This is a genomic window from Microbulbifer taiwanensis, assembly GCF_014904815.1.
GTDB lineage: Bacteria > Pseudomonadota > Gammaproteobacteria > Pseudomonadales > Cellvibrionaceae > Microbulbifer > Microbulbifer taiwanensis.
Genome location: NZ_JACZFR010000051.1, coordinates 48,877 through 62,722, shown reverse-complemented (window position 1 = coordinate 62,722; position 13,846 = coordinate 48,877). Strand labels below are relative to the sequence as shown.

11 protein-coding genes and 1 tRNA gene are annotated in these 13,846 nt (G+C 58.2%); 6 read left to right on the top strand and 6 right to left on the bottom strand.

The window, feature by feature from the left end; translation table 11 throughout:
• Positions 1 to 95 precede the first annotated feature (95 nt).
• The 5 genes from betA to IG627_RS17115 all read right to left on the bottom strand — a co-directional run bounded on the left by betA (position 96) and on the right by IG627_RS17115 (position 6,355).
• Positions 96 to 1,793, bottom strand: coding sequence for a choline dehydrogenase (betA, locus tag IG627_RS17135; RefSeq protein WP_193193872.1), 1,698 nt, complete (start codon positions 1,791 to 1,793; stop codon positions 96 to 98).
• A gap of 26 nt (positions 1,794 to 1,819) precedes the next feature.
• Positions 1,820 to 3,886, bottom strand: a complete 2,067-nt coding sequence (gene betT, locus IG627_RS17130; RefSeq protein WP_193193870.1) for a choline BCCT transporter BetT — start codon at positions 3,884 to 3,886, stop codon at positions 1,820 to 1,822.
• 156 nt (positions 3,887 to 4,042) lie between these two features.
• The gene (locus IG627_RS17125; protein ID WP_193193868.1) at positions 4,043 to 4,630 is read right to left on the bottom strand and encodes a hypothetical protein; all 588 of its coding nucleotides are present in this window, start codon (positions 4,628 to 4,630) and stop codon (positions 4,043 to 4,045) included.
• A 5-nt stretch (positions 4,631 to 4,635) separates the two neighbouring features.
• On the bottom strand, positions 4,636 to 5,589 hold the full coding sequence (locus IG627_RS17120) for an ADP-ribosylglycohydrolase family protein (protein ID WP_226865352.1): 954 nt from the start codon (positions 5,587 to 5,589) through the stop codon (positions 4,636 to 4,638).
• A 22-nt stretch (positions 5,590 to 5,611) separates the two neighbouring features.
• A complete protein-coding gene (locus IG627_RS17115) occupies positions 5,612 to 6,355 on the bottom strand; it encodes an NUDIX hydrolase (protein WP_226865350.1) in 744 nt (247 codons plus the stop codon).
• Between the two features lie 129 nt (positions 6,356 to 6,484).
• Here IG627_RS17115 and IG627_RS17110 point away from each other — a divergent pair, with 129 nt between their 5' ends.
• The 6 genes from IG627_RS17110 (at position 6,485) to IG627_RS17085 (ending at position 13,360) form a co-directional block, all read left to right on the top strand.
• Positions 6,485 to 7,543 (top strand): bifunctional nicotinamide-nucleotide adenylyltransferase/Nudix hydroxylase, encoded by a 1,059-nt coding sequence (locus IG627_RS17110; RefSeq protein WP_193193866.1) that lies wholly within the window; start codon positions 6,485 to 6,487, stop codon positions 7,541 to 7,543.
• A 58-nt stretch (positions 7,544 to 7,601) separates the two neighbouring features.
• On the top strand, positions 7,602 to 8,690 hold the full coding sequence (locus tag IG627_RS17105; protein WP_226865348.1) for a hypothetical protein: 1,089 nt from the start codon (positions 7,602 to 7,604) through the stop codon (positions 8,688 to 8,690).
• Positions 8,680 to 9,786 (top strand): DNA methyltransferase, encoded by a 1,107-nt coding sequence (locus IG627_RS17100; RefSeq protein WP_193193862.1) that lies wholly within the window; start codon positions 8,680 to 8,682, stop codon positions 9,784 to 9,786. Before IG627_RS17105 ends, IG627_RS17100 begins: the two co-directional genes overlap by 11 nt.
• 236 nt (positions 9,787 to 10,022) lie before the next feature.
• Positions 10,023 to 11,399, top strand: coding sequence for a nicotinate phosphoribosyltransferase (locus tag IG627_RS17095; protein WP_193193860.1), 1,377 nt, complete (start codon positions 10,023 to 10,025; stop codon positions 11,397 to 11,399).
• A 15-nt stretch (positions 11,400 to 11,414) separates the two neighbouring features.
• Complete coding sequence (locus IG627_RS17090; RefSeq protein ID WP_193193857.1) at positions 11,415 to 12,434, top strand: SPFH domain-containing protein; 1,020 nt, start codon at positions 11,415 to 11,417, stop codon at positions 12,432 to 12,434.
• Positions 12,431 to 13,360 (top strand): diacylglycerol kinase catalytic domain-containing protein, encoded by a 930-nt coding sequence (locus IG627_RS17085; RefSeq protein ID WP_193193854.1) that lies wholly within the window; start codon positions 12,431 to 12,433, stop codon positions 13,358 to 13,360. Before IG627_RS17090 ends, IG627_RS17085 begins: the two co-directional genes overlap by 4 nt.
• A 339-nt stretch (positions 13,361 to 13,699) precedes the next feature.
• Here IG627_RS17085 and IG627_RS17080 read toward each other — a convergent pair.
• Positions 13,700 to 13,776 (bottom strand) — tRNA-Ile (locus IG627_RS17080).
• Positions 13,777 to 13,846: the final 70 nt, after the last annotated feature.

Sequence of the window (13,846 nt, the reverse complement as noted above, 5' to 3'; positions counted from 1 at the left end):
GGCCCATGGCCGCGATCAGACTAGCCGGCGCAGTGCCGAGCCCCAAATCGATCGCGGCCATGGGCCGCTCCTACAAAGAGAACCTCCTGGACCCCTTATTTCAACGGCCGCTCGGGTTTTCCTTCCCTCTGTGAGCTCTCCCAATCCTCCACCACACCAACTTCCGCCGTCGACGGCACCAACATTTTTCTACCCAGAATATGATCCGCCGCCTTTTCACCGATCATGATGGTTGGTGCATTGAGGTTGCCATTGGTCACCGTCGGCATGATCGACGAATCCACGACGCGCAGATTCTCCACTCCGCGTACACGGCACTCGGGGTCCACCACCGCCATTTCATCGGTACCCATACGGCAGCTGCCGCAGGGGTGGTAGGCGGTCTCACAGGTTTCCGACAGCCAATTGTCTATCTCGTCGTCGCTCTGTACATCCGGCCCCGGCGATATCTCCCGACCGCGGTAGGGGTCCATGGCGCGCTGCGCGAATATCTCGCGGGTGAAGTGCAGCCCGGCGCGGAAGGCCTGGCGGTCCTCCTCGCGATCGAAATAATTGAAAAGCATCTGCGGTGCCGCTTCCGGGTCCCTCGACTGCAGTTTTACCCAGCCGCGGCTCAGCGGCTTGTTGGCCCCCAGGTGCACCTGGAAGCCGTGCCCCTCGACGGCACTGGAGCCGTCGTAGGCGATGGCGCCGGCGAGGAAGTGATACTGGATATCCGGGTATTGCAGGCCGGCGCGGCTGCGGATATAGCCGTTGGACTCGAAGTGATTGCTGGCCCCCAGGCCGCGCTTGAACAGCAGCCAGTTGACGCCTATCCACGCCTTGGCCAGTGGTCCCAGCCAGCCGTTCAGGGTGATTTTCTGCGTACACTCCTGTTGCACCCAGCACTCCAGGTGGTCGTGCAGATTCTGGCCCACGCCGGGCAGGTGGTGCACGACATCAATGCCGTGCTCCTGCAGCTGTTCCGCCGGTCCTATGCCGGACAGCATCAGCAACTTGGGTGAATTGAAGGCGCTGGCGGACAGAATGACTTCTTTGTTTGCCCTGGCCCTGAAGGTTTTGCCCTGCTGGCGGTACTCGACACCGACCGCCTTTTTGCCTTCCATGATCACGCGGGTGGTGAGCGCGTGCATCTTCAGCTCGAGATTCTTTCGCCCCTGCGCCGGTTTCAGGTAGGCCAGGGCGGTGGAGCAGCGCACGCCGTCGCGCACCGTCATATCCATGCGCCCGAAACCCTCCTGGCGACAGCCATTGTAGTCCTCGGTAAATCCGTAGCCCGCCTCCTTGCCCGCGTCGATAAAGGCGCGGTAGAGGGGGTTTTGCATATTGTTGCCGTTGCAGGTGGTCAGCGGGCCGTCCACGCCGCGGTATTCGTCGGCGCCGTAGACGCAGCCCTCGGCGCGCTTGAAATAGGGCAGTACATCCGCGTAGCTCCAGCCACTCGCGCCGCGCTCCACCCACTCCTGGAAATCCCCGGCGCAACCGCGTACATAGACCATGCCGTTGATAGAGGAGGAACCGCCGATCACCTTGCCACGCGCCTGGTGAATGCGCCGCCCGTGCAGGCCCGGTTCCGGTTCGGTGTGAAAGCCCCAGTCGAATTTCGGCATATTCAGCGGTATCGAGAAAGCCGTGGGCATTTTTATATAGATGGAATTGTCGCGGCCGCCGAATTCCAGCAGCAGCACATTGTATTTCGTGTTGTCGGTGAGACGGTTGGCCAATACCGCGCCGGCGGAACCGGCGCCGACGATGATGTAGTCGAAGGTCTGGTCGAACTGCGTTTCGCTCATGGCTGTACGTCGCTCATCATCGCTCCCTATATCGCGCCGGGCTGGCCCTCTTCACCCGGTGTGCGCGCGGCCAGCTCGCGGCGCATATGCAGATACTGCAGGTGCGCCTCGAAGTGGTCGACGATATCGCCAATCACCTGCTCGCGGGTGTAGCCCATCAGGTCATAGGTAAGGCCGCCCTCCCGCAGATGCGGTTCCAGCCGGTAGTAGCTGGAGCGCGCCTTCTCCGCCATCAGGGTAAAGCCCGGCATGGTGCATTGACGCGGCCACACCTGGTAAGTGAAATCCACTTCGCCGCCCAGGTCCACATTCAGGGCCAGGTGCAACCGTTCGCCGGTTTCTCCGCTGATGGTTACCGCGTAGCCCTTATCGATCAACTCCTGCTCTACTGCCTCGAAGGCCGGGTGAACATTGCGCTCGATAAACTGCGCCACCTGTTTCTCGGTTGGGAAACTGATCGCCCGCGCCAGGCGCTGTGCCCAGTTGGTTTGTCCTTCACGGGACATGGTGCGACCGGAAAGGTGCCCGGAGAGGGAGTCCTGCATACTGGCGGTTTTCAGCCCCTCCAGACTGAGGGCCTTGTACAGGCTCAGCATCATCAGGATGAGCACGAAAGTAAATGGCAGCCCCATGATCACCACTGCGCCCTGCAGTGCCGCCAGGCCGCCGGTCATCAGCAGTGCCACGGTGACTATGCCGATAATTGCCGCCCAGATGATGCGCATCCAGGGTGGCGCATCGTGATTGGGATTCGCGATACGGCAGGTCAGGTTGGAGAGCACCAGTGACCCCGAGTCGCCGGAGGTAATGAAGAATACGATGGAGAGAATGGTGACGGCGATGGTCGTTATCAGCGCCCAGGGCAACTGTTCCAGAAACAGGTAGATTGCCGAACCCGGATTCGCCATGGCCTCGCGCCCGAATTCGGTTGCCCCGCCCATCACCATATCGATGGCCGAATTGCCCATGAATGCCATCCACGCCGCCATAAAGGTAAACGGCAGTATCAGTGTGCCGGCGACAAAACTGCGGATAGTGCGCCCGCGGGAGATGCGCGCCAGGAAGAGCCCGACGAAGGGGCCCCAGGCAATCCACCAGGCCCAGAAAAACAGCGTCCAGGCATTCAGCCAGTCGGTAGGGGGATCGAACGCATAGGTATTGAAGGACAACTCGACGAAGTGCTGCAGGTAGTCGCCGATATTGGTGACGAAGGCGTCCAGCAGGAAGCGCGTCTTGCCGCTGAAGAGCACAAACAACATCAACAGCACCGCCAGCAGCATATTGAATTCCGACAACCGGCGGATGCCGCGCTCCACACCGGTGGCGGCAGAGATTGCCGAGAAGACCACTATCATCACCGCCAGCGACGCCTGGGTAAGGGTGTTCTCCGGCACGCCGAACATATACTTGAGGCCGAAATTCAACTGGATGATACCGATGCCCAGACTGGTGGCTACGCCGAACACCGTACCCAGTACCGCGGCGATATCCACTGCGTTGCCAAGCCCTCCGAGGATACGCTTCCCGAACAGGGCGTAGAGCGAGGAGCGGATCGTCAGCGGAAGGCCGTGACGATAGCTGAAGAAGGCAAGCGCCATACCCACCAGGGTATAGACGCCCCAGCCTGACAGCCCCCAGTGCAGGAAGGTCAACTCCATCGCGTGGCGGGCCGCCTCGACCGAGCCGCCCTCGCCGACGGGGGGCGCCATAAACTGGGTTACCGGCTCGACGATACAGTAGAAAATCAGGTCTATACCGATACCGGCGCTGAACAGCATCGCCGCCCAGGTCACCACATTGAATTCCGGCTCCGCGTGGTCCGGGCCCAGTTTTATATCGCCGAACTTGGATACCGCGACGACAATGACAAAGGTCAGGTAGGCCACCACAGCAATAAAGTAGAACCAGCCGAAGCCACTGGAAATGCGCGACAACGCCCAGTTGATTGCGGCGCCGGCCTGATCGGTAAAGAACATGGCCCAGAGAGAGAAAAGCACAATCCCGACCACCGATCCGTAAAAGACCAGCGGTTTGATATGGGCTTCCGCCTCTGTGGCCTTCGAAGAATCCGCGGAAGGCTTGGCTGCGTGCATCCTTGCACTCCTGTGGCTCTGTATCGGGGACTAGCCGGATGCGGCTAGATCAATGTTCAGAGTAGACAAGAGTTGATTGGCGCCAGCCCCTGGGCTGGCGAGGAAGCTCTCCCGTGCTATTCGCGTCACTCTTGACTGACAGGAGATACAGGAAAGCTATGCAGAGTAAGACTTGCAACGACGCTTGAACCAGCCGGTGCGCTTCCGGTGGTTTGTAGGGCAGTTTTTCTTGCAGGCGCTGCCGAGGTCTGACAGGGAAGTGGCCTCCGGGTAATGTGTGGCTACTTCTCCGGATATTACGTGGCGGTAACCGGGTTCGCTCGCCGTCACCAGAAAGTGATTTTCCTTGTCCCCGATCAATATCTTATCCCCGGCAAGGGCGTAGACATCAAGCTGCCAGAGCCCCCAGGCGGTCCAGTTATGCATGATCAGGCATCTGGACATGGTTTCCAGAGGTTCCTGTTTTTCTTCTGCAGTGGCCAGTGGGGACAGGGTAATTGCGAGTGCCAAGACAGTTTTTATTTTCATGTTTGGTCCGTTTAGCAGTAATTGGTCGGCACCTATTGAAAATGTGGTCCGTAAATCCGGCCACTTTTTTTGCGCCGTCAGTGATGCCATTTGGCCATAAACTGCTGAAGTTGGCCACAGTTGCTGCAGGTAATAATCAGGCGGGAGGGTGGGGAAATGCACAACGCCGGGGAAGCACTTCAGGCTGGTTTGGAAGCGGAAGCTGCTGGTATTCAAAGGGCTCAATGAGAGGAGTCAGCGATGCCGCTCCCCACTGCTCTATCATAAAGCCGGGCTGCCAGCATCTCGATATCCTCACGCATGGCCAGCTTATCCAGCCATTGGGAAGGGATCGCCGCGGCACCGTAGAAGGCGCCCGCCAGTTGGCCACAAATAGCGGCAGTGGTGTCGGCATCATCGCCCAGATTGGCCGCGGTCAACACTGCCTCCGAGTAGGAATTCGTATTGAAGAAGCACCATAGCGCGGCTTCCAGTGACTCGAAGCAGTAGCCAGACCCTTTAATATCGGCGGAGGACTTTCCGGTAAAGCTGCCTGTGGCAAGTTGTCTGATCTTGTCTTCCCGCCATTCGCCAGGAACTGCGGTCAGCAAGGTTTCTTTCGGATGCCCGCTCAGGGCCCGGTAAATCAGCCGGGCAAAGAGCTGGCAGCTTTCGATGGCTTCGCAAGCACCATGAGTCGTCCGCGAGCTGTCCGCTGCGAGGGTCCATAGCTCACCGGGGGAGGCATAGGCGAACAGCACGACAGGCGCGAGTCGCATTAAAGAGCCGTTGCCGGCAGCCCGGGGATCCCGGGAACCGGAATATGGTTCCCCGGTTTCCTGAAATCGGGTTAACGCCGCCCTTACGGTATTGCCGATATCGAAACAGGTGCCGGTGGAACTTAAGTAGCCCCAGTGCCACCAGTTGAGGTAGCGGGTCATCTGGTCGGCAGGGTCAAAGCCCCCTTTCTCGACCAGACTTTCCGCCAGGCAGAGTGCCATGGAGGTATCATCCGTCCACTGCCCGGGTTTCAACCTGAAAGGACCGCCACCAATCATATCGGTGATGGGCTGGAAGCTCCCTCGGGGAGTAAACTCCAGGGTCGTGCCAATGGCATCGCCACAGGCAAGACCCAGCAGGGCGCCGGCGAATCTGTCTTTCAGTGCATCCATGTGTTCTTCTTCCTGCGTGATCATAATAACTTCTAATGACTGCCGATCACGATGAAACGGCGTCGCCAAAAACCCGTGTAAACAAATACTGTTCAGAATTCTTCGCGGGTCGGTAGAGCGCCGTAGGCCGACCTCGCCCTCCCTCCGGCACACCTTCTCCCACTTCTTCCAGTATCTCGGCATTGAGAATGCGCCGCCTGAATGATTTCTTTTCCAGCGTGGCGTCCATCAACAATTCAAAGGCCTGCTGAAGCTGTGTCAGTGAGAACGGCTGCTTGAGTACGTGAATGGGGAGAACTGTGTAGGCAGTTTTGTTTTTCAGGCGCTCTCGCGCCAGGTGGACCAATTCCGCATGATCGAAAGCCAGAGGCAATTTTCTGACTTCGTCAATTGGCCACCAGCGGGCATCCTTGACGGTTTCGATAAACTCCGCCGTTGGCGCATGTGGGACCAGGGCCATGTAGAGCGCGGTTACCGACCAGCCCCTGGGGTCCCGCCGGGCATTGCCGATAGTGTTTACCTGCTCCAGTAACGGCACATCAACACCGGTTTTCTCCCGCAGTTTGCGTTTAGCGGTGTCGTGCAGCTCGGTGTCTGACTTCAGATCAATAAATCCGCCTGGCAGCGCCCAGCGCCCTTTGTGTGGATGATCGCCGCGCTCGACCAGCAGAATCTGCAGAGTCGATTCATGGAGGGTGAACAGTGCAATATCCACCGTCATCAGCGGGCTGTCGTAATCCTTGGGATTGTATTGATCCAGGAACTGCGCTTCGGTGATACCTTGATTCATGGCGGCTTGCTATATAGTGGCTGTTGGCCAATAATATGCCCGGCAGCCATTCAGCACAAGCGGCTGTACCACCTGCTACCGAACGCGGGATAGACCCGACAATCTCATTCACGGCAAGGAGCTTGCTGTATGCAGCGCGAATTCGATTTCGCGGTCTTCATTGGCCGCTTTCAACCCTTCCACTCCGGGCACCTTCAGGTCGTACGTACCGGCCTGGAAAAGGCCGACCGACTGATTCTGCTGATCGGATCCTCCTGGCAACCACGCAATCCCCGCAACCCCTGGTCCCATCAGGAGCGGGAGCAGATGGTGCGGGCCTGTCTCTCCGAGGAAGACAATCGGCGGCTGCTGTGCCTGCCACTGATGGATGTGCCATATAACGACGAGGCCTGGGTGCGCAATGTGCAGTCGACCGTGTCGGGTATGGTCACTGCCCACTACACCACACCGCACCGCAGGGCGAGGATCGCACTGATTGGCCACAGGAAAGATCACACCGGGTTTTACCTGAACCTCTTTCCACAGTGGGACAGCGTCAGTGTGGAGAATCATAGAAAAATCAGTGCTACGCCAATCAGGGAGCGTTACTTCTCGGAGGAGCCGGAAACAGTGCTGCGAACTATGGTGGAGGCGGAGGCCCTGCCTCGGCCGGTTGCGGACTACCTGGAGGCATTCCGGAACGATGCCCTCGGTTTCGCACAGGTACGCGATGAAATCGCATTTGTCAGGAAGTACCGCGACGCCTGGAGTGACGCGCCCTATGCGCCCACCTTTGTTACGGTGGATGCAGTGGTGGTGCAGTCGGGCCACGTGCTGATGGTGGAGAGGCGGGCCAGCCCCGGCAAGGGACTATGGGCCCTGCCCGGCGGGTTTGTGGACCAGGGGGAGAGGTTACTGGATGCCTGCCTGCGCGAGCTGCGCGAGGAGACCCGTGTGAAAGTCCCCGCGCCGGTTCTGCAGGGCTCTATCCGCCGCCAGGCCGTCTATGACGACCCTTACCGTTCCGCGCGTGGTCGCACCATCACCCATGTGTTCTATATGGAGCTGGCGCCGAATGCCGATTTACCGAAGGTGAAAGGAGGAGACGATGCCCGGCAAGCGCGCTGGGTGCCGTTGGCGGATCTGAATCCCGGAATGCTGTTTGAAGATCACTATTTCATCATTCAGGACATTCTTGGCCTGGTGTAATCGCACATGGGGATTGCCGACCAGCAGGGACGGTCGGTAAATGCTAATGGGTAATCATATGGATCTGGAAAGCGTCGTCAGTCGTTATCGGGATGCGGTACAGAGCGTTGTTCTCCGGGAGCCGCGCGGGGAGCCATCGCGCTGGCGCCAGCATACGATTGGCGCAAGGTCCTGGCAGGTGATTCAGCCGGTGACGTTTACGCCCTACGCGGCGGTGCGGCCCTGTTCCGGCCGTTGCCTTTTCTGTTCGGAGAATCTTCGGGAGAAAGAGGCAGAGCGGCACGCCAGCCTGCTTCGCCCCGCCGGGAATTACTTTCCGCAATTGCAGCAGGTGCTGAAGGAGCTGCGCGGTTTACCGCTGTCCTACTCCCTGTCCGGGCTGGAGATGACCGACGACCGGAGCTGGTTTTTGCAGCTACTGGAGACACTGGCAATCCATGCCGCGCGCGGGAATCCGGTGGAGAGCCGGGTGCTGTACAGCAATGCATCCGGGTTAGTGGTCCTTGGGGACGACCCGGTTTTGACGCGGGCAATAACGGATTTCGGGTTCAGCTGGATCGAACTGTCACGGCATCACTATGACGAGAAGAGTAACCAGGGGATCATGCGTTTTCGTTCGTCCAGTCTTGCCGCCGACAATATGGCATTCGAAAAAAGTGTGGCCCTGCTCAATGGTATTACCGATATCAAGCTGGTCTGCATCGTTCAGACCGATGGGGTGGACAGCCTTGCCGAGATGTTGCGCTATCTGGCATGGGCGCGCTCACTGGGCGTAAAGCACGTCATCTTCCGTGAGTTGTCGGTGCTGGATCGCCGCTATAAGGCAAACGCCACCTATCGCTATATAGATTCCGCGCGGGTATCCGTCGGGCGCCTGATGCAGGAATTCCTGGAGAGAAATGGGGATGCCCTGCCGGAACTGAAGCAGTCCACCTATGGCTACTATTTTACCAATCTGGTAGTCGATGATGGCGGACTGCGTATCACCTTCGAGTCCTCAGACTACACCCTATTGCACGAAAAGCATGATTCCGGGCGTGTCTTCAAACTGGTTTTTCATGCCAATGGCAACCTGTGTGCGGACTGGAACCCGGACCGACATGTTCTGTTCTCTGCGGCCGGGGAGGGGCTTCACAGTGCCGAATAGCTGGATGCATCTTCATTCCCAGAAGGCGGCGTACGCTTTGCAGTCAGATCTGGCTGGGGCCGACCCTTTCGGGGCTCGTGATTGTGGCTGGGTCGAGCAGATGCGGCCCTATATTTGTGAATTCACGAAACCCGGCGATCGAGTGCTGGACCCTTTTTCCGGATTTGGCTCTACCCTGGTCGCTGCCGGTTTGGAGGGCCGTCGGTGCGTGGGGATCGAAATTGAAGAGAGCCGCTATTGCATTGCCCGTGAACGTCTGGAGGCACTGGGTATGGATCAGGCCACCCTGCTGCTGGGTGACAGTGAGGCATTGGCCGGAACCCTTGATCCGGTTGATCTGGTGCTGACCAGCATGCCGTACTTCGGCTGCGGTTTTGAAAGTGAGAATGACGGTCAGCTCTATCAGGCGAGCAACTATGGGGCCTACCTGGAAAAAATCCGCACCACCCTCATCGCCTTGAAGGCCGCTCTCAAGCCCGGGGGTTATCTCGTCGTTGCGGTAGAAAACATTCGTCTTGGCGGACAATTCATTCCACAGGCGTGGGATGTGGCCAAACTGATGATGGCGCGGTTTGATTTTGTTGAAGATAGGATCATTGTGTATGACAAGCCCCATGATGATGGGGCATCTCCCTTGAGTAATCGCGCCCATGAATATGTGTTGATCGCCCGACATCGGGCGAAGCCCTGTGATCTCGAGACGTCGTTGACGATAGCGCAGGAACTCCAGCAGGAATTCCCCGAGATACTGCTGATAGGCAGCTTTGCCCGGTGGCTGGCGGGCGCAAATGTGGCGCCGTCCGATGTGGACCTGCTGCTGCCGTATGACACGGATCTGATTGGCTGTGTGGTTCGCTGGCTTGAATCCCAACAATTCCAGATCGCCCGCTGGGGAGCGCCGGTTTCCGCAGAGATGGCCGTGATAGCCAGTGAGACCGCGCAGTATTTTCGTGCCGAGCGGCTAGATAGTGCCGGCCGCCGCGTGTCTCTGGATGTGAGTTTCTCTGCGTCGCCTGAACTTTACTCGAGTCTGGCCACCCGTGCCCGCCGGTTGAATGGGACGCGCTGTGTGACCGATGACGTTGATCTGGGTTGAACGGCGCATCACGCCCCGATTGCGCCGTGATGTTGATGCGCCCCTCGCCGGGCGGGCTTTCCAAGCAGGATGATTGAAGCCGGGATAATCGGAGGGGAAACTTGTTGACTATATAGTGGCGTTGAGCCACTATATATCCACCGGGACGGCGGGAGGCGCCAGAACGGGGCAGCGGATCGCTGCAGAGAGTGCTGGATAGACCGGCGCCGACAACTACAGACAGGAGGAACTCCGTCATGCGTAACCTGATTCTCAATACCGATTCCTACAAGATGTCCCATTTTGCTCAGTACCCGCAGGGTGCCGAGTATGTCTCCAGCTACATCGAGACTCGCGGGGGCGTTTATCCCGAGACTGTTTTCTTCGGCCTGCAGGCTTTTTTGAAGGAATACCTGACCCGCCCGATCACCCAGGCAGATATCGATGAGGCCGATGCGATTTGCGGCTTACACGGGGTTCCGTTTAACCGTGAGGGCTGGGAATACATCCTCAATGAGTACGATGGCTACTTGCCGCTTGAGATTGAAGCCGCTCCCGAAGGCGCGGTCCTGCCAACCGGGAATGTCATGGTGCAGGTCATCAATACCGATCCGAAATGTGCCTGGCTGACCAGCTATATCGAAACCGCACTGCTGAGAGCCGTGTGGTATCCCACCACGGTGGCCACAGTCTCCCGTGCCTGCCGCGACGTGATTGCCCGTTATATGGAGGAAACGGCGGAAAGCTTCGAGGGCCTGCCGTTCAAGCTACACGATTTCGGGGCCCGCGGTGCCAGCTCGGAGGAAACCGCTGCATTGGGCGGGGCTGCACACTTGGTGAACTTCATGGGCACTGACACCCTGTCCGGCATTATGGCCGCACGTCGCTACTACAACGCCGACATGGCTGGCTTTTCCATCCCGGCTGCCGAGCACAGCACCATCACCAGCTGGGGGCGCGATGGTGAGACCGCTGCCTACGCCAATATGATCGAGCAGTTTGGTGGCGAAGGTCGTCTGGTGGCTGTGGTGAGTGACTCCTATGACTTCTGGAATGCCATCGACAACATCTGGGGCAGCGAGCTCAAGGAGCAGGTGCAGCAGTTCGGTGGAACCCTGGTGGTTCGCCCGGATTCCGGTGAGCCCACCGAGGTTGTTCCGGAAGCCATAGAGCGCTTGATGGCTAGCTTCGGCTTTGAAACTAACAGCAAGGGTTATCGAGTACTGCCTGCCTGTGTCCGCCTGATTCAGGGCGATGGCATCTGTGCCCGCTCTATTGAAGCCATTCTTGAAGCGATGAAAGAGCGGGGCTTGAGCGCTGACAATGTGGCCTTTGGCATGGGCGGTGAGCTACTCCAGAAGATCAACCGTGATACCCAGAAGTTTGCCATGAAGGCCTCAGCGATCCGTATCAACGGGGAATGGCGTGATGTTTTCAAGGACCCCATTACGGACCCGGGCAAACGTTCCAAGCGAGGCCGTCTGGCCCTTATCAATAACGGGCAGGGTTATAGAACTGTCCGCGAGGACGAAGTGGGAGATCAGCGCAATGTCTTGGTGAAAGTCTTCCGCAACGGTGAAGTGCTGGTGGACTGGACCTTTGACCAAGTGCGCGAACGTGCCGGAAGCAATTGATACAGGGGAAGTGAGATGTTGAATTTTTACTATTTCAAGGCAGATCCGACCACCTATGTCCTGCAATACCGCAAGGGGACCATCAAGCGCCAGGGTTTAGGCTTGTCGTTTTTCTACTTCGAGCCGAGTACGGCACTGGTAGCCATTTCCGTGGCGAGCCAGGAAGCGGCCTATATGCTGAAGGAATCCACGGCGGACTTTCAGGAAGTGACGCTGCAAGGGCAACTGGTATTCCGGGTCAACGAGCCGGAACGTTTGGCGGGCATGATGAACTTCACCCTGTCATCGGATGGCAAAGGCTACCAGAGCAAAGACCCGGAAAAACTGGCCGACCGGATTCTCAATCTGGTGCAGGTCATGCTGCGGGCCGAGGTTCAGACGCTGACCTTGCGAGAGGCCCTTGCCGCCTCAAGGCCTCTCGTTCAGTCCGTTGGAGAACAGCTTCGGCAATCCGAGATGCTGGCCAGTCTAGGCATTGAAGTGGTGGACTTCGCGATTCAGGCCATACGCCCGGCACCGGAAACTGCCCGGGCACTGGAGGCCGCAGCCCGTGAGGCCATGCTGCAGGAGGCGGACGAGGCTATCTACGCCCGCCGCAATGCGGCGATTGAGCAGGAAAGATCCATCAAGGAAAGCGAGCTCAAGACCGAACTGGCGGTGGAGGCCCGTAAGCGGGAAATCCGTGAGAGCCAGATTGAGGCCGACCGTTCCGTCAAGGAAAAGGAGCGCCAGATTCGCCGCGAGCAGATGGATGCAGACGTGGCGCTGGAGGAAAAACGCCAGCAGCTCGTCGATGTGGCCACAGCAAACGAGCGCAAACAGAGGGAGGCGCGGGCTTATGCCATGGAGAAAATGATGGATGCCTTCTCCAGACTGGATCCGACCTTCGTGGAAGCCATGGCCGCCTCCGGGATGGAGCCGGATCGCATTATTGCCCAGGCGTTTAAGGGGCTGGCTACCAATGCAGGCAAGATCGGGCAACTCAACATCAGCCCGGACTTGCTCGACCGCCTGATGGATAGGGCGCGCCCATGAAACGCCGGAGTGAACGCAAGATAGTGCTCATCCACCGGGAAACCCGGCTGGATGGGCTGGTTCGACGGCACAATACCCGTGAGCAGGCGCGATTCTATGTGACGAGCCGGGGTGACAATTTTGAAGAGTACGACCAGGAAGACCGTGTGCTCAAAACGTCACTGGACGCCCTAAACGGTAGGCTCAGGGGGCTGGGCCATGTGCAGCTGCTGGAGCGGGAATTCCTGCCCAACTTTCTGTTTGGCCCGCAAGATATCGTCGTTGTGGCCGGTCAGGACGGATTGGTCGCCAACACTCTCAAGTATCTGAATGGACAGCCACTGCTGGCGGTCAATCCTGCTCCGTCATTGTTCGATGGCCAGCTGCTACCTTTTCAGGTTGCCGATACCGAGGAGGTGGTGGCGGCCGTGCTGCGGAACGATATCCGCTGCAAATCGATTTCCATGGCCGAGGCAATGCTGAATGACGGGCAGCGGATACTGGCAGTTAACGATATCTATATCGGCCCCAGGCTGCCTGTCTCAGCCCGATATGAAATTGCTTACGCTGGACGGCGGGAAGTGCAATCTTCCTCCGGCGTGCTGGTTTCAACTGGGCTGGGGTCAACGGGGTGGTTGCGGTCGGTGTTGACCGGAGCCGCCTCCATCGCCGGCGGCAGCCTGCACCAGAAAATCCGGGATCAAGGGCTTGCCTGGGACAGTGATGAACTGGTGTTCAGTGTCAGGGAGCCCTTCCCATCCAATGTCACTGGTACCGATATGGTGTTTGGCAAGATCGAGCGCCAGCAATCTCTGACGGTGACTTCCCGTATGGCCGAAGGCGGCGTGATCTTCTCGGACGGTATTGTGGCCGATGCCATCGAGTTCAATTCGAGGATGGCCGTGGAGATTGCACTGGCCGGGCGGGTTGGACGTCTGGTTGTATAAATAGCGCTAGTTAAACATGGTAAGTATTGAGGCGATGAAGCTGCCAAACCCTGCGAATATTTACCCGAGGCGGCCTCTGTAAATTATTGTCTGATTATTAATCGCAACTATTTCTAAGAGGGCTTACTGGTTATCGATACACTCACAGCGGCATCTGGTCTATCACCGATATGGAAAGGCGCTCACTGCTTCATTCAGCTTTGCGAGATGGGGAAATGTCGAGAATGAAGGAAACTCCTCACCCCGTATGCGGGCTTTTTGGATGCCCTAAGCGACCGCTGCTTGGTCAAAGTGGACAAGCTTAGGTCTCAATAACAATGGTGTAAGGTGAAGAGAAGATGGTGGGCCCTCCGGGACTTGAACCCAGGACCTGCCGATTATGAGTCGGATGCTCTAACCAACTGAGCTAAGGGCCCCCAAGATGCTCGCTTTATGACTGCGAGCGGGTGGGGAAAGTACTCGATTTTTCCTTGCAAATCAACGCCT